This window comes from Providencia sp. LY12 (assembly GCF_057621555.1).
In genome coordinates this window covers 1138483-1164626 of sequence record NZ_CM172594.1, presented here as the reverse complement: position 1 = coordinate 1164626, position 26144 = coordinate 1138483, and the positions used below count along the sequence as shown (strand labels likewise).

Annotated in this window: 23 protein-coding genes; 3 read left to right on the top strand and 20 right to left on the bottom strand. The window is 43.0% G+C overall.

The genetic code is table 11. The features are described 5' to 3' along the window. Nucleotides 1–119 precede the first annotated feature (119 nt). The 11 genes from alaS to gpt form a co-directional block, all read right to left on the bottom strand. On the bottom strand, nt 120–2747 hold the full coding sequence (gene alaS / locus ACY3ZI_RS05245) for an alanine--tRNA ligase (RefSeq protein ID WP_211886479.1): 2628 nt from the start codon (nt 2745–2747) through the stop codon (nt 120–122). A 325-nt stretch (nt 2748–3072) separates the two neighbouring features. Beyond that, on the bottom strand, nt 3073–4140 hold the full coding sequence (gene recA, locus ACY3ZI_RS05240; RefSeq protein WP_487376331.1) for a recombinase RecA: 1068 nt from the start codon (nt 4138–4140) through the stop codon (nt 3073–3075). A gap of 92 nt (nt 4141–4232) precedes the next feature. Beyond that, the gene (gene pncC / locus ACY3ZI_RS05235) at nt 4233–4748 is read right to left on the bottom strand and encodes a nicotinamide-nucleotide amidase (protein ID WP_165906942.1); all 516 of its coding nucleotides are present in this window, start codon (nt 4746–4748) and stop codon (nt 4233–4235) included. Nucleotides 4749–4762: 14 nt separating this feature from the next. Further along, nucleotides 4763–5965, bottom strand: a complete 1203-nt coding sequence (lplT, locus tag ACY3ZI_RS05230) for a lysophospholipid transporter LplT (protein WP_487376328.1) — start codon at nt 5963–5965, stop codon at nt 4763–4765. Between the two features lies 1 nt (nt 5966). After that, nucleotides 5967–8114: a bifunctional acyl-ACP--phospholipid O-acyltransferase/long-chain-fatty-acid--ACP ligase gene (gene aas / locus ACY3ZI_RS05225; RefSeq protein WP_487376326.1), complete on the bottom strand. Its 2148-nt coding sequence runs from the start codon at nt 8112–8114 to the stop codon at nt 5967–5969. A 126-nt stretch (nt 8115–8240) separates the two neighbouring features. Beyond that, the gene (gene aroL, locus ACY3ZI_RS05220; RefSeq protein WP_036954209.1) at nt 8241–8738 is read right to left on the bottom strand and encodes a shikimate kinase AroL; all 498 of its coding nucleotides are present in this window, start codon (nt 8736–8738) and stop codon (nt 8241–8243) included. Between the two features lie 133 nt (nt 8739–8871). Further along, on the bottom strand, nt 8872–10125 hold the full coding sequence (gene proA, locus ACY3ZI_RS05215; protein WP_108479427.1) for a glutamate-5-semialdehyde dehydrogenase: 1254 nt from the start codon (nt 10123–10125) through the stop codon (nt 8872–8874). A 2-nt stretch (nt 10126–10127) separates the two neighbouring features. Continuing rightward, complete coding sequence (gene proB, locus ACY3ZI_RS05210; protein ID WP_211886773.1) at nt 10128–11231, bottom strand: glutamate 5-kinase; 1104 nt, start codon at nt 11229–11231, stop codon at nt 10128–10130. A 115-nt stretch (nt 11232–11346) separates the two neighbouring features. Beyond that, entirely contained in the window at nt 11347–11748 is a 402-nt protein-coding gene (gene crl / locus ACY3ZI_RS05205) for a sigma factor-binding protein Crl (RefSeq protein WP_036954207.1), read from the bottom strand. Between the two features lie 71 nt (nt 11749–11819). Continuing rightward, nucleotides 11820–13070, bottom strand: coding sequence for an esterase FrsA (gene frsA, locus ACY3ZI_RS05200; protein ID WP_487376323.1), 1251 nt, complete (start codon nt 13068–13070; stop codon nt 11820–11822). Between the two features lie 169 nt (nt 13071–13239). Then, a complete protein-coding gene (gpt, locus tag ACY3ZI_RS05195; protein WP_108479429.1) occupies nt 13240–13704 on the bottom strand; it encodes a xanthine phosphoribosyltransferase in 465 nt (154 codons plus the stop codon). Nucleotides 13705–14023: 319 nt separating this feature from the next. Between gpt and pepD the strand changes: the two genes are divergently transcribed. Then, nucleotides 14024–15484, top strand: a complete 1461-nt coding sequence (gene pepD, locus ACY3ZI_RS05190) for a beta-Ala-His dipeptidase (protein ID WP_036954204.1) — start codon at nt 14024–14026, stop codon at nt 15482–15484. A gap of 81 nt (nt 15485–15565) precedes the next feature. Here the strand turns inward: pepD and dinB are convergent, their stop codons facing one another. Beyond that, on the bottom strand, nt 15566–16621 hold the full coding sequence (gene dinB, locus ACY3ZI_RS05185; protein WP_487376320.1) for a DNA polymerase IV: 1056 nt from the start codon (nt 16619–16621) through the stop codon (nt 15566–15568). A gap of 233 nt (nt 16622–16854) precedes the next feature. On the opposite strand from dinB, the gene ACY3ZI_RS05180 reads away from it, so the two are divergent. Continuing rightward, nucleotides 16855–17751, top strand: coding sequence for a glycerophosphodiester phosphodiesterase family protein (locus ACY3ZI_RS05180; protein ID WP_487376318.1), 897 nt, complete (start codon nt 16855–16857; stop codon nt 17749–17751). A gap of 209 nt (nt 17752–17960) precedes the next feature. Next, nucleotides 17961–18326, top strand: a complete 366-nt coding sequence (locus ACY3ZI_RS05175; protein WP_487376316.1) for a hypothetical protein — start codon at nt 17961–17963, stop codon at nt 18324–18326. Between the two features lie 104 nt (nt 18327–18430). Here the strand turns inward: ACY3ZI_RS05175 and nqrM are convergent, their stop codons facing one another. The 8 genes from nqrM to ACY3ZI_RS05135 all read right to left on the bottom strand — a co-directional run bounded on the left by nqrM (nt 18431) and on the right by ACY3ZI_RS05135 (nt 25775). Continuing rightward, on the bottom strand, nt 18431–18658 hold the full coding sequence (nqrM, locus tag ACY3ZI_RS05170) for a (Na+)-NQR maturation NqrM (RefSeq protein ID WP_006657399.1): 228 nt from the start codon (nt 18656–18658) through the stop codon (nt 18431–18433). Nucleotides 18659–18673: 15 nt separating this feature from the next. Then, complete coding sequence (locus ACY3ZI_RS05165; protein ID WP_036954198.1) at nt 18674–19705, bottom strand: FAD:protein FMN transferase; 1032 nt, start codon at nt 19703–19705, stop codon at nt 18674–18676. 231 nt (nt 19706–19936) lie between these two features. Next, nucleotides 19937–21163 carry an NADH:ubiquinone reductase (Na(+)-transporting) subunit F gene (gene nqrF, locus ACY3ZI_RS05160; protein WP_036954195.1) on the bottom strand — a complete coding sequence of 409 codons (1227 nt, stop codon included), beginning with the start codon at nt 21161–21163 and terminating at the stop codon, nt 19937–19939. A 15-nt stretch (nt 21164–21178) separates the two neighbouring features. After that, nucleotides 21179–21775 carry an NADH:ubiquinone reductase (Na(+)-transporting) subunit E gene (gene nqrE / locus ACY3ZI_RS05155; protein WP_006657396.1) on the bottom strand — a complete coding sequence of 199 codons (597 nt, stop codon included), beginning with the start codon at nt 21773–21775 and terminating at the stop codon, nt 21179–21181. Nucleotides 21776–21779: 4 nt separating this feature from the next. Beyond that, nucleotides 21780–22409 (bottom strand): NADH:ubiquinone reductase (Na(+)-transporting) subunit D, encoded by a 630-nt coding sequence (locus ACY3ZI_RS05150; protein ID WP_036954193.1) that lies wholly within the window; start codon nt 22407–22409, stop codon nt 21780–21782. Beyond that, nucleotides 22402–23196, bottom strand: coding sequence for a Na(+)-translocating NADH-quinone reductase subunit C (locus ACY3ZI_RS05145; RefSeq protein ID WP_036954191.1), 795 nt, complete (start codon nt 23194–23196; stop codon nt 22402–22404). Before ACY3ZI_RS05145 ends, ACY3ZI_RS05150 begins: the two co-directional genes overlap by 8 nt. Continuing rightward, nucleotides 23189–24427 carry an NADH:ubiquinone reductase (Na(+)-transporting) subunit B gene (locus tag ACY3ZI_RS05140; protein ID WP_036954189.1) on the bottom strand — a complete coding sequence of 413 codons (1239 nt, stop codon included), beginning with the start codon at nt 24425–24427 and terminating at the stop codon, nt 23189–23191. Before ACY3ZI_RS05140 ends, ACY3ZI_RS05145 begins: the two co-directional genes overlap by 8 nt. Nucleotides 24428–24431: 4 nt before the next feature. Then, nucleotides 24432–25775, bottom strand: coding sequence for a Na(+)-translocating NADH-quinone reductase subunit A (locus ACY3ZI_RS05135; RefSeq protein WP_487376310.1), 1344 nt, complete (start codon nt 25773–25775; stop codon nt 24432–24434). Nucleotides 25776–26144: the final 369 nt, after the last annotated feature.

Sequence of the window (26144 nt, the reverse complement as noted above, 5' to 3'; positions counted from 1 at the left end):
ATGCCATCAAGGCAATAATTCTAATTATTTACAAGCAAAATATAACACTACCGGCAACATATTAACAATGCTGCAACAGATTAAAGTTACCCCACTAAAATGGGGTAACTTCGCAGCAATTACAGTTTAGAATCAACCCATTGTTCGACACTTTCCATCGCTGTTGGTAATGCGCTTACGTCAGTACCTCCAGCCATCGCCATGTCTGGTCGACCGCCACCTTTACCGCCTACTTGCTGAGCAACATAGGATACCAAATCACCTGCTTTAATTTTAGCAGTCAAATCATTAGTCACACCAACAATTATACTGACTTTATCACCACTTGTGGTTGAAAGCACGATAATCGCCGATTTCAGCTGATTTTTTAGATCATCGACCATTGTTCTCAATAGTTTAGGATCAGTATCGCTTAATTGACTAACTAATAGTTTGATACCTTTAACATCTTTCGCTTTACTACCTAGTGAAGCACTTTCTTGAGAGGCTTGCTGATCTTTTAATTGCAAAATCTCTTTTTCAAGATTTCGTGATTTATCCAATGCAGCTTTAACTTTCTCAACTACGCTATTTGCATCACCTTTTAATAGATGAGCAATCGCAGAAAGTTGTTCTGACTGAGCATGTAAGTGCTCCATTGCAGTTGCGCCAGTTGTCGCTTCGATACGACGAACCCCAGCAGCGGTACCAGACTCACTTAAGATACTGAATAAACCAATATCCCCTGTGCGGCTAGCATGTGTACCACCACATAATTCGATGGAGAAATCCCCCATACTCAGAACACGTACGCGCTCTTCATATTTTTCACCGAATAATGCCATAGCCCCTTTCGCTTTCGCACCCTCTAAATCCATCAACTCAGTTTCAATTTCTGAGTTTTGACGGATCTGGGCATTCACAATATCTTCCACTTGACGCAGTTGCTGTTGTGTCATCGCTTCAAAATGAGAGAAGTCAAAACGGAGATACTTGTCATTTACCAACGAGCCTTTTTGAGAAACGTGCTCGCCTAAGACTTGGCGTAATGCTGCATGTAATAAGTGAGTCGCCGAGTGGTTTAGACGAATAGCATTACGTCTTTCACTATTGACTATAGCTGCAATTCGATGGTTAACAACTAATGAGCCAGATTCAACTTTACCCACATGACCAATTGCTTGGCCATATTTTTGGGTATCAGTAACCGTAAAGTTAGCGCTGTCATTTTTAAGAACACCAGTATCACCAACTTGACCGCCTGATTCTGCGTAGAATGCGGTTTTATCTAGGATGACTAAACCTTCATCTCCCGCTTGCAGGGAATCAACTGGCTGACCATCTTTATATAATGCAGTGATAGTCGCTTGCTGTTCATCATGCTGATAGCCTGAGAATTCACTGTGTTTGTCAACTTTAATCAGTGCGTTATAGTCTGCGCCAAAGCCGCTTGATTCTCTCGCACGACGACGCTGATCTTCCATTGCACGCTCAAAGCCTTCTTCATCCACTTTAAGATTACGCTCGCGACAAACATCAGCCGTTAAATCTAACGGGAATCCATAAGTATCATAGAGACGGAATGCCGTTTCACCGTCTAGCGTATCGCCTTTCAGTGTTACCAGCTCTTCATCTAATAATTGCAGACCACGTTCTAAAGTACGCGCAAACTGTTCTTCTTCCGTTTTTAATACTTTTTCAACTAAAGCTTGTTGACGCTGTAGCTCTTCCGCAGCAGGTCCCATCACTTTAATTAGGGTAGAAACTAATTTATAGAAGAACGTTTCTTTCGCGCCCAGCATGTACCCATGACGTACCGCACGACGAATAATACGACGTAAAACGTAACCACGACCTTCGTTTGATGGAATGACACCATCACTCACTAAGAATGCGCATGAACGAATATGGTCAGCAATAACGCGCAGAGATTTGTTGGACAAGTCAGTTGCACCTGTCGCTTCTGCTGCTGCAGCAATCAGTTCACGGAAAATATCGATTTCATAGTTCGAATTCACGTGTTGCAGAACCGCAGAAATACGTTCCAGCCCCATACCTGTATCTACAGAAGGTTTTGGTAGTGGTTCCATGGTACCGTCAGATTGACGGTTGAACTGCATAAAGACGAGGTTCCAGATTTCAATATAGCGGTCGCCATCTTCTTCTGGACTTCCTGGAGGGCCACCCCAGATGTGATCGCCATGGTCAAAGAAAATTTCGGTACATGGTCCGCAAGGTCCAGTGTCACCCATCTGCCAGAAGTTGTCAGAGGCGTAAGGAGCACCTTTGTTATCACCGATACGAATAATACGCTCAACAGGAACACCAATTTCTTTGTTCCAAATATCGTAAGCTTCATCGTCAGTCGCGTATACAGTAACCCACAGTTTTTCTTTTGGCAGGTTAAACCATTGTTCGCTGGTTAAAAGTTCCCATGCAAAGCGAATAGCGTCGTGCTTAAAGTAATCACCGAAGCTAAAGTTACCTAACATTTCAAAGAATGTGTGGTGGCGAGCTGTATAGCCCACGTTTTCTAAGTCGTTATGTTTACCACCTGCACGTACACAACGTTGTGCGGTTGTCGCTCGGGAATATGCTCGTTTATCCAGACCAAGAAATACATCTTTGAACTGGTTCATCCCTGCGTTAGTGAACAATAGTGTTGGGTCATTATTTGGCACTAGCGAACTGCTGGCTACCACCTGATGACCTTTCGTATGGAAAAAGTCGAGAAACGCTTGACGGATCTCAGCGGTGCTTTTACTCATATTTATCCCGATATCAAGCTGGAAACAGAATTACGAATTGTTGAGATGGAATGTAACATCACCTCTAATCAACTCTCCGATTAAAAAGTGACTGATAAGATAAAGTCTCTTTGTATAGAAGTAAAATATAGATACATCCATTCGCGGCTTTCATTGTAAAGCGTCTGAATATTTTCTGAAAGTATGTTTATACCTCTGGCTAGGGTATTTTTCCACAGAAAAACTGTTCAATAAACTATTATTGTGATAGGCAGAAACAAAAAAGCGCCAATCAATTAAGAATGGCGCTTTTGATATCAATTTATTTCAACACGTTAGCGTTGAATTAAAATTCTTCTGGAACTTCTTCTTCATCAGAATCACTGATGAAATCAGTCGCTGTATTGCCCAATTCACCAGTATGATTTAATAATAAATCACGCAGCTTTTTATCAATTTCTTGTGCGACTTCAGGATGTTCTTTCAGATAAGTTGTCGAGTTCGCTTTACCTTGACCAATTTTGTCACCGTTATAGCTGTACCATGCACCTGCTTTTTCAATCAGCTTATGTTTAACACCTAAGTCAATCAGCTCACCGAAGGTATTGATACCTTCACCATAAAGGATTTGGAATTCAGCTTGTTTAAATGGTGCCGCAACTTTGTTTTTCACGACTTTAACGCGAGTTTCGCTACCAACAATTTCTTCACCGTTTTTCACTGCACCAATACGGCGGATATCTAAACGGACAGAAGCGTAGAATTTCAGTGCGTTACCACCAGTTGTGGTTTCTGGGTTACCAAACATCACACCAATCTTCATACGGATCTGGTTGATGAAAATCAGCAAGGTATTTGAGTTTTTCAAGTTACCCGCTAATTTACGCATTGCTTGGCTCATCATACGCGCCGCAAGACCCATATGAGAATCACCGATTTCGCCTTCAATTTCCGCTTTTGGTGTTAATGCTGCAACGGAGTCAACGATGATCACGTCTACTGCACCAGAGCGAGTTAATGCATCACAGATCTCTAACGCTTGCTCACCAGTATCAGGTTGGGAACACAGCAGGTTATCAATATCAACGCCTAATTTTTTCGCGTAGATAGGGTCAAGTGCGTGCTCAGCATCAATAAATGCACACGTTTTACCACTACGTTGTGCTGCGGCAATAACTTGCAAAGTTAATGTCGTTTTACCTGAAGATTCAGGACCGTAGATTTCAACAATACGCCCTAATGGCAAACCACCCGCACCTAAAGCAACGTCAAGAGATAAAGAACCTGTTGAAATGGTTTCAACATCCATTGTGCGGTCTTCACCAAGACGCATAATGGAGCCTTTACCGAATTGCTTTTCGATTTGACCTAATGCCGCAGCAAGTGCTTTTTGTTTGTTTTCATCAATAGCCATGTTCACTCCCTAAGGCAATGGTGGTAACCATTGCGAATAAAACGATTGAATTCGATTTGTTGGAACTAAGTATACTGTATAATCATACAGTATCAAGAAAATTTTTCAGATATTAACTGTAAAAGCGTTTCTATCGAATAACCTGTTGATTGTAAACGAACTTGATACCTATCACCTTCGAATACTTGATGACGAGTCACAACATCCACAGTACCATTGGACTGCTTTAATGCAAAACCAAACCAAACTGTTCCTACTGGCTTGTCCTTGCTTCCGCCACCCGGTCCGGCAATTCCGCTGACTGACATCGCAAAATCTGCCTGAGCTTCATTTAATGCGCCAAGTGCCATTTCCTGAACCACTTGCTGACTGACTGCACCAAAACGCGTTAATGAGTCGTTCGTTACCCCAATCATTTGGTGCTTGGCTTCATTACTGTAAGTCACAAACCCACGGTTAAAATAAGCTGAGCTACCTGAGATATCCGTCAACACTTTGGCAATCCATCCACCAGTACAGGATTCTGCCGCCGTCACTGTTTTATCAAGTTGCAGTAAACGCTGTCCTAACTGAATACTTAATATTTCGAGTTGCTTCTCATCTATCATTTGGCTATTCACCATTATGCTGTTTTTTTACGAGCGCGATCCCAAATCCACAGCCCTGCAATCGCGATAGCAAACACTACACCAAAACCGACACCCACGCTCACGACTGAGAACCCAACCTTTATCGCCAGAGAATATAACCCTAGCATTAATAGCATGGCACTATTTTCACCGAGATTTTGTACTGCGATGGCATTACCTGCTCCGACCGTTTCTTTACCTTTCTCTTGGAGCAAAGCATTCAGTGGAACCACAAATAATCCACCAAAAATCCCTAATACTATCAATATAAAATATGAAGGAATAATATTGGTTTGCAGTGACAGGAAAACCACCATAACCCCAATCACAATCCCTGCGGGAATACAGCGATAAACCGTTTTTAAGGTGATAAATTTCGCCGCTAACCCTGCTCCCACCACAATACCTACTGCAACCATCGCATTCAAAATGGTCGGGGTTGTATTATCTTGTAATCCTAAGGCCACGGGCACCCATGCCACCAGCAAGAAACGTAATGTCACCCCTGCGCCCCAAAACATGCTGGTACCCACAAGGGAGAATCGGCTTTCTTGGTTTGCCCATAAAATACGACAGGCGGAGAAAAAATCCGCCAGCAACAGTTTGAAATTCCATCCTGTTCCTGGTCTTGCAGCCGCTAAATGTGGAATAAAAAAGTTTACAATGACCGCTAGTGCATACAGTAAAGAGCAGGTTCCCAACGCCAATAATAGGTTAATGTCAGAGAGCATGCCGCCCACCACAGAGCCCACTAAAATCGCAGCTATCGTTGAAGCCTCCATTAAACCGTTAGCTTTTACTAAATTATCGCCTCCGGTCAGCTCGCCCAAAATACCGTATTTTGCAGGAGAATACGCCGCAGCACCGACACCGACTAACCCATAGCATAAGAATGGATTAACCCCTAAACAGATCCCCAATGCCCCAACAAATTTAAATATGTTGGAAAATAGCATCACGCGACCTTTAGAGAATCTATCCGCTATTTGCCCCACAAATGGTGCCAGCACAATATAGGTGAAAACAAACACCATTTGTAGAATTGGATGACTCCATTCTGGGTAAAATTCCGCTTTTAACTGCGCTAATATCGCGAATAATAACGCGTTATCTGCAAATGCAGAAAGAAACTGAGATGCCAAAACGGCTTTCATCCCAGTGCTCATCAGTGGCGTGTTTGGTGTGCTATCCTGCATATTATTCCCCTGTTAACGCCATCTGTTTTAATGTCACGAAATCCGTTTTTCCGCTACCTAATACTGGTAAGGCTTTAACCCAGCGGATATCCCGTGGAACCGCCAATTCGGTTAAACCTTTACTTTTCGCTGCGGCAGATAATGCACCTCGGTCAAGATCCTTATCGGTGGTAAATAGCACCAACGCTTCGCCTTTGCTAGTATCGGGTTTAGTCACAACTCCGTGGTCGCAACTTGGCGAAATCTCTGACACCATTTGTTCAATGCTTTCAAGAGAAACCATTTCGCCAGCGAGTTTAGCAAATCGCTTCACTCGTCCTTTAATAGTGCAGAAGTTTTTACTGTCTAACTCAACAATATCCCCAGTGTCATACCAGCCTGGTTCTATCTCGCCCTGAGCATTCTCCGCTTTTGGCTCCTCTAACACACCCGGTGCTTCAACTCGTAAATAGCCCTTCATAATATTCGGGCCTTTCAGTTGAAGTTTTCCACCGTGTTCAATGCCCGGCAATGGGATAATACGGGCTTCCATACAGGGCAAAATCTGCCCTACAGAGCCTTCTTTCGCCGCCATAGGGACATTAATAGAGACAATCGGCGCACACTCAGTCACGCCATAGCCTTCAAGAATACGAATACCAAATTTTTCGTACCAAATTTTCTTGGTTTTATCCGACAGTTTTTCGGCGCCAGCCACGACATAGCGTACTCTTGCAAAATCATACGGATGGGCAAAGCGGGCGTAATGACCTAAGAATGTTGAAGTTCCAAACAGAACGGTACAATTTCGGTCATACACTAACTCAGGAATAATTCGGTAATGTAGTGGGCTTGGGTATAGGAAAACACGGCTACCCGAAAACAGTGGAATAAATAACCCAACCGTTAATCCAAATGCATGGAATAGCGGAAGCGATGACATAAAACGGTCACGCGGCGTAAAATCGGCAATGGTTTTGATCTGTTCAACGTTCGCCATTAAGCTACGATGACTATGTACTACGCCTTTTGGCGTTCCTTCAGAGCCAGAGGTAAACAATACAATAGCTTCATCATCCACATTTCGAGGAATAATCGCGTTACGTGGTGAAAATAAGTGCTTAATAATCCACCACTTATCTTGCAAGGTAACAGTGTCTTTTAAATCCTCAAGGTAAATCCAAGTGGCTTCAGGTACTTGCTCAGGAATATGGGTCAGCTTCCCTTTTTCCAAAAATTGTCTTGAGGTGAAAACCACTTTCGCCGTCGACGCTTTCAGCGCATTACTGATCCCATGACTTCCCGCCGTGTAGTTCAGCATCGCAGGCACTCGCCCACGTATTAAGCAACCGAAAATTGCTGCCGCGGTCACTGTCGCATTGGGTAGCAATAACCCTACACGCTCATTTTCATGGGTGTAGCGTTCGATAATTCGTCCAACGCCGAGGGATTTTTTCAGTAATCCTTGATAGCTATCCTCTTTAAAGGCGATATCTTCAATACAGCGAGAACGACGCCCATAACGTTCAATACTATCAATAAAGGCTTCGACTAACGTCATTTGTGGGCGGCTTGCCATACGTGCCGCTTTCATGATTTGGTAAAGATGTTCACCTGCTAGTGCACGGCGCTCAACCGCACGAGGTGCATCCGGCATAGGAATGGCTTCAGCAGGTAGGATATGTAACTTGATTTTCGGGAACCACTTTAACGGGATAACCCCTTTTAAGCGCCCAAAATGACTTCGCTCAGCACCATCAATACGAATAGGGACAATTTTTGCCCCTGATTTGGCAGCGACGAAAGCAGCGCCTTCATAGATCTTCATTAAAGAGCCATGAACAGAAATACGGCCTTCTGGGAAAATAACAATGGGGCGACCTTTGTCCACTTCACGAACAAGGTGTCTGAGACCTAATGGATTTTTTGGATCTAATGCAACAACATCGGCATAAGGCTTAAGGCGTTTGATCATCTTAGGCGTCGCCACCGTGCTATACACAGCAAATACAGGTCTTACTGGTAAGAATAACGCAATCAACACACCATCAAGAAAAGAGACATGGTTTGGCGTAATGATACATTTGTCTTGATTGAACTCATTTGGGTTGCCAATGACTTCGACACGAAACAAAAACTTCAGTACTTTTTTTATTATCTTTGCCAACATAATGATTCCCTTTCTTATGATGATAATTTTATCTATTGATTAACAATTAGATACTACAATAATTATCTCGATACCCATGCACCTCATTAAGGGGTTTATTCCTAAAGGCACTGGTATACCTAATATTTATCTCAAATTTGCGATCTGGTTAATGATAGCATCAATGGATTGATTGGCATCAATAACGTGGTGCGCAGTCGATAAATAGATAGGATCACGCTGCTCCATTACCTCTTCAATTTCTTCAAGCAGTGATTTTCCTGTTAAGCTCGGTCGCTGTTCTGCTTGAGGCTCTGCCGCCAGCCGCTGTGCGAGAGTTTCTGGGGTTGAACGTAAATAAATAACCGTTCCATTATCTCGCATAACCTGCTGATTTTCAGAGGCTAAAATAATCCCACCCCCTGTTGAAACAATCGCTTTTTGTGGTTCGATTGAAGCAAGAATTTGGCTTTCAAGCTGACGAAAATAGTCCCAACCTTGTTGCTTGACAATATCAGCGATGCTCATTCCTGCATGTTCAAAAATAAGTTTGTCGGTGTCAATAAACTGGTAACCCGTTTTTTCCGCGAGTTTCTTACCAATTGTTGTTTTTCCTGAGCCTCTAGGCCCAATAATGTAGAACATCGATATTCATCCCATCATCATGATTACTATGATAAATTTGCCATACACATGCTTCTAGCAGGTTAGCCAAAATGGCGAATAGTCTAAAAAAATAAAGCCACACGCAGTGTGGCTCGAAATTATTATGATTAAATTATGGTCGACTTAAAAAATCACCGTAACCAATCCATTTATAAGTAGTCAGAGCATCTAACCCCATAGGTCCACGGGAATGGAGTTTTTGGGTACTCACAGCCACTTCCGCACCGAGTCCAAACTGTCCACCATCGGTAAAACGGGTGCTGGCATTCACGTATACCGCAGCTGAATCCACACGCTGTACAAAGTAATCCGCTTGGCGAATAGATTCCGTTAAGATGGCGTCAGAATGCGCGGTACCATAATGGCGAATATGCTCGATAGCGGCATCAATCCCTGAAACAATTTCAACGTTCAAGTCCAAAGATAACCATTCATCAACTAAGTTTTCCGCTTGAACAGGCACTACTTTAGCCACGCCATCTTTCAAGAATGCCATTGCTTTTTCGCTGGCATGTAATGTCACTTGCTGCTGAGCCATTTTCTCACTTAAACGCGGTAAGAAACTCGCTGCAATATTTTCGTGAACCAACAGTGTTTCCAATGAATTACATGCGCTTGGGCGCTGAACTTTAGCATTAGTAATAACGCTCAGTGCCTTATCAAAATCCACAGAGTCATCTACAAAAGTATGGCAAACACCAATTCCGCCAGTGATCACTGGGATCGTGGATTGTTCACGACATAGTTTATGTAAACCCGCGCCACCACGAGGAATCAGCATATCCACATAGCGATCCAATTTTAATAATTGAGTCACTAATTCACGATCCGGATTATTGATTGCCTGTACTGCATTGGCTGGCAGCCCGCTATTTTTCAGCGCTTGCTGAATAACCTCTACCACAGCAAGATTGGTATTATGCGTCTCTTTTCCACCACGCAGAATGACCGCATTTCCCGTTTTTAAACATAAAGAAGCAACATCCACAGTGACATTAGGACGAGCTTCATAGATAACCCCAATGACCCCTAACGGAACACGGCGACGTTGTAAATTTAACCCGCTATCTAACTCGCTACCATCAAGGACTTGCCCTACCGGATCAGCCAGTTGGCACACTTTTCTGACGTCATCCGCGATGCTTTTTAAGCGCGCTTGGGTCAGCAATAAACGATCTTGTAATGCCTCACTCATACCGCTTTGTTGAGCTTGAGCCATATCCAGCTGGTTAGCCGCTAAAATACTGGCACTCTTTTGCTCTAAGAGGTCAGCAATTTGCTCAAGCGCACTATTTTTTTGTTTGGTATTGAATTGAGCCAACTGCCATGACGCTTCGCGCGCCGCTTTACCCATTTGTTCTAACATAATTAACTCACTATCATATCGTCGCGATGAACGGCTACTGAGCCATGTTCATAGCCAAGGATTTTACCAATATCTTGGGAATGATGACCGGCAATCATTCTGAGCGCATCACTATTATAGTGGCTTACGCCATGTGCCAAATCTTTACCTGCCATATTGCGAATACGGACCACTGCGCCACGGGAGAAATCGCCTTCAATTTTCTTAATGCCTTTTGGCAATAACGAACTACCTTTTTCAGTGATGGCTAATTGTGCACCGTCATCAATGTAGACATCGCCCGCCGCTGGCGCCCCAAAAATCCAGCGTTTACGGTTTTCCATTGGGTTTTTCTGCCCATAAAAACGAGTTCCTACAGGGATATTTTCAATCACTGAATTGATGACATCCGGTTTATTGCCCGCGGCAATGAATACGTCAATCCCAGCACGGCCAGCAACATCAGCCGCCTGTAATTTTGTTGCCATTCCACCGGTGCCTAAGCCCGTTACGCTATCCCCTGCCATACGGCGTAAATCATCATTAATACCGTGAACTTCAGGGATTAATTTTGCGTTCGGATTACTGCGCGGGTCCGCGTCATACAGGCCTTCAATATCGGTTAATAACAGTAATTTATCTGCATCACCAAGGATGGCAGCAAGTGCGGATAAGTTATCGTTATCCCCTACTTTAATTTCTGCCGTCGCCACTGCATCGTTTTCGTTAATCACCGGAATAATGCCGTTATCTAACAGCGCTTGCAGTGTATCTCGTGCATTTAAAAAACGTTCGCGATCTTCAAGATCCGCACGCGTTAATAGCATTTGTCCAATGTGGATCCCATAGATGGAAAAAAGTCTTTCCCATAATTGGATTAAACGACTTTGACCGACCGCCGCCAGCAGCTGTTTAGATGCAATGGTGGCCGGCAGTTCGGGGTAATTGAGATGTTCACGCCCTGCGGCAATTGCGCCAGACGTGACAATAATAATTCGGTGACCCTTTTCATATTGCTGCGCACACTGTCGAACCAACTCAACGATATGAGCTTGATTTAAACGACGTGAGCCCCCTGTTAAGACACTTGTGCCAAGTTTGACCACGAGTGTTTGGCTATTTTTCATCATTTTTCTGCCATTAGGATTAATAAATACAAAGTGGGTATCAGTTTTATCAGGAGATGCGCGTTATGCCAACAGGCATAACGCAAAATTAAACAAAAGTTGGTTTAAAACAATTTTATGCGCTTAATTCCAGCTTTAATTCTGTCATTAAGGGGGATGGGAACAAGCTTAACTCTAGGGCAGATAATTGCTGGGTAAGGCGTTGATGGAAGGCATGCAGATTCTTTTCGACGGCTTCCGTCGTTGCGGCATCTTTCAAGGTTTTTGCTTGCCAACTTCCCTGATTGTTGTAGATCCCTAACTTGTAAGCAAATTCGAAGCCTTCATCCATAGGGGCTAGTTCTAACCACCATCCCCAAAACTCACGTTTTTCAGGCGCGATATTCGCATTAACACAGACAACCAAGCTATCAAAAAAGTAGCAGTTTTTGATAGATTGTTGCTCACGTAAATAAGGCCCTATCGCAGCAAATTTCTTTAAAAATTTTCCATTTGTGTAATCAGTCGGTAACGCCATATTAAGGATCTCCTTCTTGGGAAGATCCCTTTTTAGCAAATGTTAAAAAATAAGCAAGCTATTCAATACAATTATAATATTTTACTTTCTAACCATTTGGTTGTATCTGACATTGATCGCTCGAAAGCCTCTAATATAGGGCTACTCGGCAACGTCAACAAATGACTATCCATAGACGAACGAGCGATTAAGTCTGAGTCAGCTTTCGGACTGTAGGGATCATTTTTAAAACATACTGACATCATCGGGACTTGGTTACGGCGACCTAACAAACCTTGATTACGCAGTGAATAGCAGCTGAGTTCATGGCGTAACGATTGACCATCAACTTGATAAACCCCTAAGCGGCTAGCAAAAACATCCAGCACCATACGGGGGATATCTTTTTGGTATTTTTCTTCATGCAATAGGCTATGAACGATAGGACCAATCACCGCAACTGCTTTGATTTTATCTGGGCACATATACGCTAAACGAACAGCGATATTCGCGCCAAAACGGATCCCTGTGATGGCAAATCGTGTGTGGTCAATCCATGGAATGGTGTCGAGCTGGCGAACAATCTGTTCATGCAACGTGCTGGTTTCTTGTGAAAGGCTGTATTTACTGGAATAACCGATAGATGGCATATCCAGCGTTAACATCGCAATCCCTCGAGGCTCTAAATACTCTCTAAAGTAGCGGCTGTAATCTGTCTGTAGGCTATCAAGCATGCCACAAACCATCACGGTTGGATAAGGACCTTGAACATTCGATGGTATGTGTAAAAAGCCACAGACTTCTTTACCACCATCGACTTTGAATGAGATTTTTTTCAATTGGTACTGTGAGAATTTTGCCGCGCTATCATAAGCCTTACAGGCTAATACAATCGCTTGGTCCGCCAGTTCATCCCCTTTAATAAACGGGTAAGCCGCAATGCTGTATAAGTTAGCGGCCCGCAGCCACGCATCACACGCTTCCTGACCTTTTTCAAATTCTAAGGCTTTTTGCTGCCAGCGCATGGCTTGATTAGACCATTCAAAACACCAATTACCACGGCGATTGCCAATGACAGTATCAAGCCATTCATCACGGCTGCGTTTAGCATCTGAGATGGCAATACGGCTTAAAACTTCTTCAATTTCAATCGCATCAATACCACGCCAAATCCACATTAACCGGTTGAGAGTACGATACCAATGATTATGTGAAGAGCCACTTAATACACTGTGGTTCTCTAATTGGGACAAAGTATGGGAGGAATAAGAAACCAACGTTGATGTTTCAACTTGTCTAACGCGAGGTTTAAAAAGTTTTTCGGATAAATTTTGCTGAGTCATGTGGGTTCCCTACTTTTACCTATTAAATCTGTCACATAAACAAAAAGGGAGTGCATTTCGCACTCCCCTCTATCATATCGTGTTTAGCTCAAATCACTTAGGTAATAATGTGTTGTTTTTATCAAACAACCCTATCACGGCTAAACAGATTTAAATTATTTCGTTCGGACTACTTATCTTGTTCGCACAGAGGATCGATAAACACAACGCCCATATCCCAAGGCTGTTCAATCCAAGTGTTTTGTGGGATATCAACCACATAATCATCCACTAATGGGCGACCTGCTGGTTTTGCAAAGATAGTCACGAAGTGTGCTTTTGGATACATGTCGCGGATAGCTTTCGCTGTGCCACCAGTATCCACTAAATCGTCAATCACGATAAAGCCTTCACCATCGCCTTCAGCGCGTTTGATTACATTCAATTCGCGTTGGTTATCATGGTCATAGCTAGAGATACAAACGGTGTCAACATGACGAATACCCAGCTCACGCGCTAACAGTGCGCCAGGGACTAAACCACCACGGCTAACTGCGATGATACCAGTCCATTGTTTTGCTGGTAATAAACGTTGTGCGAGTTTACGGGCATGTATTTGCAACATATCCCACGTTACGACATATTTTTCGCTCATAAAATTCGGGTCCCGAAGGTGAGTAAAACAGAAATGTGTCTTGCGGAAAAAAGGTTGCGCGAGATTATAGTGATTTGACGCAGGAAAAACCAGCGAAACCATCCCACTAAATGAATTATTCTTATTAACGCTCTCCATTATTCGATAGAAAGTGTTATGCTGAATCAATACTTAAAACCGCTTAAAACCTGAGTTGTTACACTTAAGTGCAATCTTAAATTAAGCGACCAACGCCGTCAGTCGATTGTTTTGGGTGTAAGCCAATCCCCAGCTTGAAATATGACGGAAAGATTACGATCAAAGTGTCAAGGAGAAGAACGTGTCACAATTATCAACGCTAAAACCACAGCCACTGTGGGATATTTTCGCTAAAATCTGCTCCATTCCTCACCCATCAAAACACGAAGAAGCTTTGGCTGCCCACATCATGGAGTGGTCTAAAGGGAAAGGTTTTCACGTTGAGCGCGACCAAGTTGGCAATATCTTAATCCGTAAACCGGCGACAAAAGGCTACGAAAACCGCAAACCAGTTGTACTGCAAGCTCACTTAGACATGGTGCCGCAAAAAAATAACGACACAGAGCACGATTTCACTAAAGATCCTATCCGCCCTTATATTAATGGCGAGTGGGTCACTGCTGAAGGCACAACACTAGGCGCAGATAACGGCATCGGTATGGCATCCGCATTAGCGGTATTAGCGGATGACAGCGTTGAACACGGCCCACTGGAAGTGTTACTGACCATGACCGAAGAAACCGGCATGGACGGTGCTTTCGGTTTACAACCAAACTGGTTACAAGCTGATATTCTGATCAACACCGATTCCGAAGAAGAAGGCGAAATTTACATGGGTTGCGCAGGTGGCGTTGATTTCACTGCCACATTTGATTTAACCCGTGAAGCATTACCACAAGGTTATAAAACCTTCACCATGACCTTAAAAGGCCTTAAAGGCGGTCACTCTGGTGGCGACATTCACTTAGGTTTAGGTAATGCCAACAAACTGTTAGCACGTTTCTTAGCGGGTCACGCTGAAGACTTAAGCTTAAAACTGCTGGAATTCACTGGCGGTACACTGCGTAATGCAATCCCACGCGAAGGCCACGCAACTTTCGCGGTACCAGCTGATAAAGTGGCTGAATTAACCGCGCTGAGAACTCGCTACGAAGGCATTCTGAAAAATGAATTAGCCGCAGTAGAACCTAACTTAGCTTTACTGTTAGATGAAACAACAAGTGACTTAAAAGCCCTGACGAATGATTGCCAACAGCGTTTAGTGTTCTTTCTGAACTCTGCGCCAAGCGGCGTTATCCGTATGAGTGATGTGGTGAAAGGGGTTGTTGAAACTTCTCTGAACGAAGGCGTTGTGAAGATGACTGAAGACAAAGCGGAAGTAATCTTCTTAATCCGTTCACTGATCGATTCAGGTAAAAATTACGTCGTTAATATGCTGACATCACTGACAAAACTAGCGAAAGCTCAACACCGTGCTGAAGGTGGATACCCAGGTTGGCAACCAGATGCAGACTCACCAGTCATGCATATTGTTAGCGACACTTACCAAAAACTGTTTGGTAAAATTCCAAATATCATGGTTATCCATGCCGGTCTCGAGTGTGGTCTGTTTAAAAAGCCTTATCCATTAATGGATATGGTCTCCATTGGACCAACCATCCGTGGAGCACACTCACCAGATGAGCGCGTTCACATTGAGAGCGTGGGTCAATACTGGACACTGTTAACTGCTATCTTAAAAGCTATCCCAGTAAAAAACTAAGTAGGCTTTAAGCTATCAATATCAGGGTCATAAGCGACAATTTATGACCCTATTTCTCTCATTCTTTAAACATAATAAAAACTATAAAAGTAATGAAAGCTGCCTTTCAATTTGTGGATTCTGCAATGTCACATGCAGACCAACTAACCTAACCCCCCGCCCTGCTCGTCGATTTTCCCAAGCCTGCTGTGCCAACCGAATAAGATCCTGCTTATCTATAATGGGATAAACATGCTCTTGCGTCGTTTGCTGAAAATCCTCAAATTTTAATTTCACTCCTTGGCGAGCAATGCGCAGATCTGGCTTCACTTTCTCTAAGCGAAAATGTAGCTCATCGTATAAAGTATCGAGTAAAGGCAAACACTCTTCCCACTGATGAATATCTTTGGCGAGAGTGCGTTCTACCCCAACGGATTTACGTAAGCGTTCGGTATTTACTGCTCGTTCATCAATGCCATGACAGCGTTCCCACAGAGCTTGTCCAAATTTACCCATGCTTTTTACCAACGCCAGCATGTCATAGCGCTGAACATCCGCGCAGGTCAATAACCCCATATCCGCAAGTTTTTGCGCTGTCACTTTTCCAACGCCGGGGATCTTTTTTAATGGCAGCGTGGCAATAAACGCCGGTAATTCCTGTGGAGTGATCACAAATTGCCCATTGGGTTTATTCATATCAGAGGCAATTTTGGCGAGGAATTTAATCGGAGCAATTCCCGCAGAAGCTGTGAGTTGAAGTTCATCAAAAATTTGCTGGCGGATAGCCTCGGCGATAAGAGTGGCAGAGCCGTGAAGCTGCTGGCAATCAGTCACATCCAAATAGGCCTCATCTAAAGATAATGGCTCAATCAGATCGGTATAGCGGGCAAATATTTGGCGAATATGATGGGAAACGTCTTTATAAACCGCCATACGACCGGGTACGACTTTCAGGTGAGGGCATAATTTCAACGCCAATGCCGTCGACATTGCACTGTGAACACCGTAGCGTCTCGCTTCATAATTTGCGGTACTCAATACGCCACGCCGGTCTGCACTCCCCCCGACAGCCAGTGGAACATTGCGCAATTTTGGGTCATCACGCATCTCTATCGCAGCAAAAAAGCAATCCATATCAATATGAATAATTTTACGCATGATAGCCGCCCCAACCAATGATTACTGAATAAATATACAGTTATTTTATTAGCCATGCAACTTATTCATCTGATTGAAATGTATTCCTGCAATACTGTAAATGACCGAAAAAGTAAAAAGTTACTCCTAATTTATAGGCTTATTGCTTACAAAACGGATAAAACATATTACAACAACCACTCGGTCAATCTTATGTTAGTTCATTGAATTTTCTATTATTATGGATTATATAAATGCAAATTATATCAACATCAGTGTTCAAAAAATCCGCCGCGATAGGCTTACTGCTTTTGGTTAGCCAATCCGCTTCCGCATTAATGCCACAGATTGTGGCACACCGCGCAGGTACCGCAGATGCTCCTGAAAATACCCTTTATGCAATCGAGCAAGCCAAAAGCAATAAAGCTGATGCAATTTGGTTAACTGTTCAGCTCAGTAAAGATAATCAATTAGTTCTGTACCGCCCAAGTGATTTAGACGCGTTAACGGATAAAAGCGGTGTTATTTCTGATTATTCCGCCAAACAATTAAGCCAGATAAATGCGGCGTATAAATTTAATCAGAAAAATAACCAGCAACTGCCCGCTGCGCAAAACACTATCGTCACACTAGAAGATGTTTTAAAAAAATACCCCGATACGATTTTTTATATCGACTTAAAATCCCCTGATGCAGACCCTAATGTTCAAGCTCAAGCTATTTTAGCATTGTTGAATAAAATCAACGCATTTAACCAAGTCCGTTTTTATTCCACCAATGATACATTTTTAAAAGCCCTTAAACCCCTTTCTACTAAGTTGCAGTTATTTGAAAGCCGAGATGAAACTCGCACCATGCTGGCAAACAGCGTGATGAGCCATCAATGCACACTTGATAATGATAAATCTGCGACTCGCTGGTATGGTTTTGAGCTGCATCGTAAAGTTGAAGTCGTTGAGAAATATACCCTTGGGGAAGCTCGCTCCCCAGCAACGCTCTCATGGGATAAAGAAGCTATTGACTGCTTTAGAAAAAATGGCAGCGCTTACATTATTGTTTTTGGTGTAAATAGCGATAGCGATTATCAATTGGCTAAAGAAATTGGTGCTGATGCCGTTATGGTTGACTCACCAAAAGCTTTCAAAAAATAAATTCTGACTATTAAGCTACTTTATTTTGAGAATGATTTATTCGATTTAAGTAGCTTATTTTTATTACTCATCTTTTCTACCCATACATTTCCCTATCTTATCTTTCCTTCTTTTTTAATAGTAAATAACATTCAATATTAATTACTTAGTAAAGTATCGATGCCAAAATAAGTAAATACATTTAAACTCTTATTCATAAGGAATTTAACATGGCGATATCAAAAGGCTTGCTTTCTATCGAGAATCTATGGAATGAAGACTTAAAAAAGGTGGAAATTTCTTTCAAAAATAATGCGAATGAGTATGGAAATGTTTTTATTTTTTATAATCTTATGAATGAAAAAAAATTAAGTGATATCACAGAGTTCACTTTTTCTTCAACCGAACAGAGCTATTGGATGGGAGTAATCACAACAAAATCAGGAGAAAAATGGAGTAGCATCGCTGACTTAGCATGCAAGCTCAATGAGAAAGATAATGGCAAAGTCACTCTCAGTTTCAAGGGAAATACGCGACACATGTTTGTTCACTACCCTGTTTCCACATCATGCTCGACTTCATTACATAAAATTTAGTTTGCAATGAAATATATCACTATTTTTATCAAAATAACCTTAAAATAAAAAACCCTAGCAGCTCATTAAAGCAACTAGGGTTAATATTCACAACAGAGTAAAAATTACAAAATGCGGTTTTTCTCTAGCATTTTTTTGCGCGCTTCTTCCCGTGCCATACGCTTTTTACGCGCATCGCAAGGCTCAGGGCAGTCACAAACTTTCTCAACCCCAATGCTACTTAAACCGCCGCAACTGCCTTGGATACTTTTCCGCTTAATAATATATCCAAGGGACATACCTAAAAACGCCAACAAAAATAAGGCAAAGGCTGCAAGAAAAACATTCAACATTCTGCTTTCCTCCTTTTACTGTTTTTTCTGTAAAAATGGCTCGAATGCTTTAGTGTAACGCTCTTCGAAGCCTTTATCTGTCTTCACAATCATAAAAACAGGAATATTCATCTTTTCAGCAAGTGCAAGACCCGCATCTGGTCCCATCACATTAAAACCTGTAGATAATCCATCCGCACTCATGCAATCGTCGGCTAATACGGTAATTGAGACTAAATTGTGGGAAATTGGCTTACCTGTTTTTGGGTCAATTGTGTGTGAGAAATGCACACCATTTTGTTCAAAATAGTTACGATAATCCCCTGAAGTGGCGATAGATAAATCTCCCGGCTCGATAATCTCCTGTGCCGTTTGACTCACACCATCCGTTGCAGGTTTTTCAATCGCAATACGCCATGGTGTATCTTTGCCATTTTTACCTTTTGTACGGACTTCGCCACCAATATCAACCATATAATCCTTGATACCGATGGACTCTAAATATTCCGCTACCACATCAACACCATAACCTTTAGCAATGGAAGATAAATCAACATACAGCTCAGGAATGGTTTTAATTAAGTTGTTGTCTTGTACAGAGAGTTTATCGATACCCACCCATGCACGACGTTTTTCAAGCTCCTCATCTGTAGGTGCTTTTGTGACTCGCCCCTCTGGACCGAATCCCCATAAATTAACCAGTGGACCAACAGTGACATCCAGACCGCCATCCGTTAATTTATTAATCTCAATGGCTTTACTGACCACTTTTGCCGTCGCGGCAGAAACAGGGAATGGCACATTAACTTCATTGGATTGATTGAAACGACTTAATTCGGAGCCAGGGCGATAAGTCGACATTTGGTCGTTCACTTCTTCCAAACGCTTGTCGATTTCGGCTTGGATAGCTTCCGATGAAGGCTCTGAAGAGTCTGTCACGAACTTAACAGAATAATAGGTTCCCATGGTTTGTCCCTGAAGATTCTTTTGTTCAGGTCCACCACATGCGGCAAGAAGAAGAGTGGCTGCGAATAGCAGCACAGGAGCAAATACTTTTCTGTTTAGCATAAATTTTCTCAGCGTTAATTGTAAGCGCCCACTAGAGAAAGAGTAGGTGCTGAGACGTCTAACAAACTCAACATTCACAAATCTAGAGAATACTCACGTTTAAAAATTGAATTGCCTATTTGGCGATTCACAGTTTACAACCAAAAAGAGGAAAAAAACCCATTTTTTCCTCTTTTTAATCAACAAGCGCCCAGTTTCCTGAGCGCTTAATAGATAATTCACAGTAACTAATCAGCCACCAAAATCATCCAGTAAGATGTTTTCGTCCTCAACACCAAGGTCTTTTAACATCTTAATGACTGCGGCGTTCATGACAGGAGGTCCACACATGTAGAACTCACAATCTTCTGGCGCAGGGTGATTTTTGAGGTAGTTTTCATATAGGACATTATGAATAAATCCTGTGTAACCGTCCCAATTATCTTCTGGCAAAGCGTCAGAAAGTGCAACATTCCATGTAAAGTTGTCATGCTCTGCGGCTAATTGGTCGAAATCTTCGGTATAGAACATTTCACGTTTAGAACGCGCACCATACCAGAAACTGATTTTACGCTTAGAATCTAAACGACGTAATTGGTCGAAAATGTGGGAACGCATCGGCGCCATTCCCGCACCACCACCGATAAAGATCATTTCCGCATCAGTTTCTTTCGCGAAGAACTCACCAAACGGACCAGAGATAGTGACTTTATCACCCGGTTTCAGTGACCAAATATATGATGACATAATTCCCGGCGGTACATCTGGATTACGCGGAGGTGGCGTTGCAATACGCACGTTCAGCATAATAATACCGCGCTCTTCTGGGTAGTTTGCCATTGAGTAAGCACGTACTGTTTCTTCTTTGACATCAGAAACATAGCGGAACAGATTGAATTTGTCCCAATCTTCACGGTATTCCTCAGGCACATCAAAGTCTGAGTACTTCACCACATGAGGCGGGCATTCAATTTGAATAAAACCACCCGCACGGAATGGAACCACTTCGCCCTCAGGAATTTTTAACTTCAGCTCTTTAATGAACGTTGCTTTGTTATCATTGGAGATAACTTCGCATTCCCATTTTTTCACGCCAAAAATTTCTTCAGGTAATTCAATTTTCAGATCTTGTTTTACGTTAACCTGACATGCCAGACGGCAACCTTCTTTCGCTTCACGTTTATTGATGTGTGAAAGCTCAGTTGGCAGGATGTCACCACCGCCCTCTTTGATTTTCACACGGCACTGACCACATGAACCACCGCCACCACAGGCAGAAGAAACAAAGATACCCTGGTTTGCTAACATACCTAACAGCTTATCGCCTGCTGGAGCATCAAAGCTCTTCTCAGGATCGCCGTTGACTTCAACTTTAATGTTCCCTGTATTGACCAACTTGGACTTTGCAAACAGGATCAGGCCTGTCAGCGCCAAGACAATCAGGGTAAACATAACTACGCCTAGAATAATAATATCCATGAATTCTTCTCGCCTTTATAGCTGCACACCGGAGAAGGACATAAAGCCCAATGCCATCAAACCGGTCGTGACAAAGGTGATGCCTAACCCTTTTAGACCCGCTGGAATGTCTGAATACTTCATCTTTTCACGAATCGCGGCCATTAAGACAATCGCTAACATCCAACCAATACCGGAACCAAAGCCATAAACAATGGATTCAGTAAAGTTGTAGTCACGCTGAGCCATGAAAGATACACCACCAAAGATTGCACAGTTTACGGTGATCAACGGTAAGAAGATCCCCAATGCGTTGTACAGTGATGGGAAGTAACGATCTAAAATCATTTCCAGAATTTGAACCAGTGCCGCGATAACACCGATAAAGGTAATGAAGTTGAGGAATGAGAGATCCACGCCTTCAACTAGCGCGCCGTCACGTAACACTAAGTTGTACACTAAGTTGTTCGCAGGGACGGAAATCCCAAGCACTACGGTTACCGCAATACCCAGTCCAAAAGCAGTTTTTACGTTCTTCGATACCGCAAGGAATGTACACATCCCTAAGAAGAAAGCTAACGCCATGTTTTCGATGAAAATGGCTTTTACAAACAAGCTAATATAATGTTCCATGCTCTTAATCCTTCTCTACCTGAGCTGGTTTCAGAGTACGTAGACCCCAAATCAGCATACCGATGATAAAGAATGCACTTGGTGCTAACAGGAATAAGCCGTTTGGCATGTACCAACCACCATTTTGCAATGATTCAAATACCGTAATACCAAACAGTTTACCGGAACCAAATAGCTCACGCAGGAAGCCAACCAGTACCAGAATCACACCGTAACCAAGACCGTTACCGATACCATCCATAAAACTTTCGATTGGTGGTGCTTTCATCGCATACGCTTCAGCACGTCCCATCACGATACAGTTGGTGATAATTAAACCAACGAATACGGAAAGTTGTTTCGAAATTTCATAGGCATAGGCACGTAAGATTTGGTCAACCACAATTACCAATGATGCAATAATTGCCATTTGAACAATAATACGAACACTGCTTGGAATGTAATTTCTAATTAATGAGATAAAAAAGTTAGAGAACGCGGTAACTAACGTTACGGCGATAGTCATAACCAATGCAGTTTCAAGTTTAGTGGTCACCGCTAATGCGGAGCACACACCCAAAACCTGCAATGCAATCGGGTTATTATCTAACAATGGTCCAAGTAGGACGCGTTTTACTTCTTTAGAATCAGCCATTATTCAGCGCTCCTTCACGAACTTTTTTCAGGAACGGACCAAAACCGTTATCGCCTAACCAGAAATCAAACATATGTTGAATACCGTTTGAAGTCAGGGTTGCACCTGAAAGACCATCGATACCAAATGGGTTATCGGTGGCACCACCACGTACGATTTTGATTGCAGGAATCCCCTGCTCATTGAACAGTTTTTTACCCGGCCATTGCGCTTTCCATTGTGGGTTGTCAACTTCACCACCCAGACCCGGCGTTTCACCGTGCGCATAGTAGGTAATACCGCGAGAGGTTACACCATCGATATCCACGGCGATAAAGGCATACATCACTGACCATAATCCTGAACCATAAACTGGCAGAATCACTTGGGTCACTTTCCCTTGTTCATCTTTAACCAGATAAATTTCAGCGCTATTGGCACGACGGCGAATTTTCGCAATGTCTTCTTCTGGAGATAGCGCGATGCTGGTCTCTTCGCTACGCAGTTCGCTGTTTAAGTCAAAACGACTGACGCTGTTGGATAACTCATTGGTTTTGAAATTCAGCAGTTTAGGCTCGATACGTTCGCCATACACTTTTTGAATTTCTTCCGCGCTCATTTTTGGTTGCAGCAAACCTGCAACACTTAAAATATTACGTTGAGTATCTAACATCATTTGTTCTTGCTGCTGTGGTTTAAGACCCACCGCAGCACCTGCAACAACGACGGAACAGACTAAGCAGAGAATGAAAACAACGATAAACGTTCTGCCGACGCCATCTTTATTTACTGGTTTATCATTAGCCACGGGCTTTTCTCCGTTTAATATTTGCTTGAACGACCATATAGTCAAACAGAGGAGCAAACAGGTTGGCGAACAGGATTGCGAGCATCATCCCTTCCGGATATGCAGGGTTCACAACCCGAACAAGTACGCACATTACGCCGATCAAGATCCCGTAAGCCCATTTACCTTTATCAGTAAAAGAAGCGGAAACAGGGTCTGTCGCCATAAAGATCATACCGAAGGCAAAGCCGCCTAAGACCATGTGCCACCACCATGGCATAGCAAACAGTGGGTTGGTGTCTGAACCGATAAAGTTGAACAGGTAAGACATGGCAATCATGCCCAGCATCACACCCGCCACGATGCGCCAAGAGGCGATACGGAAGAAGATAATAAATGCGCCACCGATGAAGATCATCAGGGTAGAAACTTCACCAATTGAACCCGGCATGTTACCTAAGAAAGCTTGCATCCAAGTGATTGGCTCGCCAGTTACTGTGTTTACCAGTGAACTCACACCACCCGTCGCCCATTGTGATAGAGGCGTTGCACCCGAGAATCCATCAGCCGCAGTCCAAACTAAGTCACCTGAAATTTGTGCAGGGTAAGCAAAGAAAAGGAAAGCACGACCCGCTAATGCAGGGTTAAGGAAGTTACGACCTGTACCACCGAAAATCTCTTTTGCAACAACCACACCAAAGGTGATACCGAGCGCCGCTTGCCATAATGGAATGGTAGGCGGAACAATCAGCGCAAATAAGATAGAGGAGATAAAGAAGCCTTCGTTGATTTCATGACCACGGATCATGGCAAACAATACTTCCCAGAAACCACCGACCAAGAATACCACTAAGTAAATTGGCAGGAAGTAAATCGCACCTAGCAGCATTTTGCTACCCCAGCCTGCATCAGGAGCTAAAGACGCGCCTAATAACTGTGCCAGAGAATAGTGCCAGTCACTCGCTAAAACTTGCTGTAGCTCAGCGCCACTGTATAAATGATGCAGTGCGGGAATAGCTTGGTTACCGACGTTATACATACCCCAGAACATTGCTGGGAAAACCGCAAGCCAGACTAAAATCATCATTCGCTTGAGGTCGATAGTATCGCGTACGTGTGAGCGACCTTTTGTCACCGTGCCCGGTGTATAGAAGACTGTCGCAACAGCTTCATACAATGGATAGAATTTTGCTAATTTTCCACCGGGTTCAAATTGGTGCTCATATTTTTCAAATAAATTTTTCAGACCCATGGAATTACCCTTCTAGCTCAATCTTGGTCAGGACATCACGCAGTACTGGACCATATTCATACTTAGCTGGACACACATAGGTGCACAGTCCCAAGTCTTCTTCATCGAGTTCCAGACAACCCAGTTCCTGAGAAGTATCGGTGTCCCCTGCAAGCAGATCACGCAGTAAGTGGGTGATCATAATATCGAGAGGCATTACACGCTCATAGTTACCAATTGGTACCATTGAACGCTCACCGCCATTCATCGTCGTGGTAAAATTGAAGCGTTTATTCTTCAAGAAATGCCCGATGGTGGTACGCGTGATAGTGAACTTGTTCACTCCTGGCATAATCCATCCAAACAGCTCTTTTTCACGACCTTCCGCTAATACAGAAACTTGGTTATGGAAACGACCAAGATAATGATGAGCATCATCACAAGTCACGCCCCACAGTACAGAACCAGAAATAATGCGGTTCTCACCTGCTTTGAGCTGACCTTTGGTTAATTCATAGATATCTGCGCCAAGGCGAGTACGTAGCAAGCGAGGTTTCTCAACTTGCGGACCTGCGACAGAGACAACGCGATCAGTATAAAGATGACCAGTGGTAAATAATTTACCGATGGCAATCACATCTTGGTAATTGAGGCTCCACACTTTTTTGCTAATGCTAACAGGCTCAAGGAAATGAATATGAGTCCCTGCTAAACCCGCTGGATGTGGTCCTGCAAATTGTGTGTATGTGATTTGTGCATTAGCAGCTTGTTTTGGAAGCTCGCCCGCACCATGGCAAACATGCACCTTGCCTTCAGTCAGTCGGCTCAAAACGATGAGGCCGTCAGTAAAGGCTTGTGCATTTTCACCAACAATAATCGAAGGATCAGCAGCAAGAGGATTGGTGTCAATTGCAGTCACAAAAATCGCTGCGGGGGATGAACCAGGCTCTGGCGAACGACTAAATGGTCGCGTTCTTAAAGCAGTCCATAAACCGGATCTTAAAAGATTTTGTTCAACCTGCTCTTTCGTCAGTGATGGGAGTTGGTCAGTAGAATAAGACTCAAAAGTCTCTTGTTCGTCACCATCGATTTCGATAACAACGGACTGAAGTACACGACGCTCACCACGATGAATAGCAATAATTTTACCGCAGGCTGGGCTCGTAAATACCACGCCAGGATTCTTTTTATCTTCAAAAAGAACCTGCCCTTTTTTTACACGCTCACCTTCTTTAACCAGCATCGAAGGACGCATTCCGACATATTCTTCACCTAGCACCGCTACGTGTTGAATTTTCGGGCCGTCTTCTATCACTTGGGCTGGCTCACCTGCTATTGGAAGGTTAAGGCCTTTTTTAATTTTAATCATAAGATCTGCACAAGTTTATCAGTTAAACCCTAAGCTAACGATTCAGCAATGAATGATAGCGACTCAATAATAAAAATAACTCAAGTTGCTTTCGCCACTCGAGTAAGTAAATCTAACAATATTGCTACACTTTCTCTTCTTCTGCCGAGGTCAATTTTATCAGTTCCCTCGTCCTCTGTCCGGTTATAGAAGTGACCTAGTTCAAGCAAATTGCAATAAAATTTAAAATTTTGTTGTAACAACTCGGAAATGCCTACATATTGGCTCACATTTATCGAGCATCGATTAATTTGTAGTCAATAATGATTCATTAGAAAATTATTAACTTGATATATTAAATTTTGTTCCATTCGTCTAAAATATGCTGAA

Excerpts from the sequence above, each read along its gene's own strand:
- alaS (WP_211886479.1), bottom strand. The coding sequence starts at position 2,747 with ATGAGTAAAAGCACCGCTGAGATCCGTCAAGCGTTTCTCGACTTTTTC.
- recA (WP_487376331.1), bottom strand. The coding sequence starts at position 4,140 with ATGGCTATTGATGAAAACAAACAAAAAGCACTTGCTGCGGCATTAGGT.
- pncC (WP_165906942.1), bottom strand. The coding sequence starts at position 4,748 with ATGATAGATGAGAAGCAACTCGAAATATTAAGTATTCAGTTAGGACAG.
- lplT (WP_487376328.1), bottom strand. The coding sequence starts at position 5,965 with ATGCAGGATAGCACACCAAACACGCCACTGATGAGCACTGGGATGAAA.
- aas (WP_487376326.1), bottom strand. The coding sequence starts at position 8,114 with ATGTTGGCAAAGATAATAAAAAAAGTACTGAAGTTTTTGTTTCGTGTC.
- aroL (WP_036954209.1), bottom strand. The coding sequence starts at position 8,738 with ATGTTCTACATTATTGGGCCTAGAGGCTCAGGAAAAACAACAATTGGT.
- proA (WP_108479427.1), bottom strand. The coding sequence starts at position 10,125 with ATGTTAGAACAAATGGGTAAAGCGGCGCGCGAAGCGTCATGGCAGTTG.
- proB (WP_211886773.1), bottom strand. The coding sequence starts at position 11,231 with ATGAAAAATAGCCAAACACTCGTGGTCAAACTTGGCACAAGTGTCTTA.
- crl (WP_036954207.1), bottom strand. The coding sequence starts at position 11,748 with ATGGCGTTACCGACTGATTACACAAATGGAAAATTTTTAAAGAAATTT.
- frsA (WP_487376323.1), bottom strand. The coding sequence starts at position 13,070 with ATGACTCAGCAAAATTTATCCGAAAAACTTTTTAAACCTCGCGTTAGA.
- gpt (WP_108479429.1), bottom strand. The coding sequence starts at position 13,704 with ATGAGCGAAAAATATGTCGTAACGTGGGATATGTTGCAAATACATGCC.
- dinB (WP_487376320.1), bottom strand. The coding sequence starts at position 16,621 with ATGCGTAAAATTATTCATATTGATATGGATTGCTTTTTTGCTGCGATA.
- ACY3ZI_RS05180 (WP_487376318.1), top strand. The coding sequence starts at position 16,855 with ATGCAAATTATATCAACATCAGTGTTCAAAAAATCCGCCGCGATAGGC.
- ACY3ZI_RS05175 (WP_487376316.1), top strand. The coding sequence starts at position 17,961 with ATGGCGATATCAAAAGGCTTGCTTTCTATCGAGAATCTATGGAATGAA.
- nqrM (WP_006657399.1), bottom strand. The coding sequence starts at position 18,658 with ATGTTGAATGTTTTTCTTGCAGCCTTTGCCTTATTTTTGTTGGCGTTT.
- ACY3ZI_RS05165 (WP_036954198.1), bottom strand. The coding sequence starts at position 19,705 with ATGCTAAACAGAAAAGTATTTGCTCCTGTGCTGCTATTCGCAGCCACT.
- nqrF (WP_036954195.1), bottom strand. The coding sequence starts at position 21,163 with ATGGATATTATTATTCTAGGCGTAGTTATGTTTACCCTGATTGTCTTG.
- nqrE (WP_006657396.1), bottom strand. The coding sequence starts at position 21,775 with ATGGAACATTATATTAGCTTGTTTGTAAAAGCCATTTTCATCGAAAAC.
- ACY3ZI_RS05150 (WP_036954193.1), bottom strand. The coding sequence starts at position 22,409 with ATGGCTGATTCTAAAGAAGTAAAACGCGTCCTACTTGGACCATTGTTA.
- ACY3ZI_RS05140 (WP_036954189.1), bottom strand. The coding sequence starts at position 24,427 with ATGGGTCTGAAAAATTTATTTGAAAAATATGAGCACCAATTTGAACCC.
- ACY3ZI_RS05135 (WP_487376310.1), bottom strand. The coding sequence starts at position 25,775 with ATGATTAAAATTAAAAAAGGCCTTAACCTTCCAATAGCAGGTGAGCCA.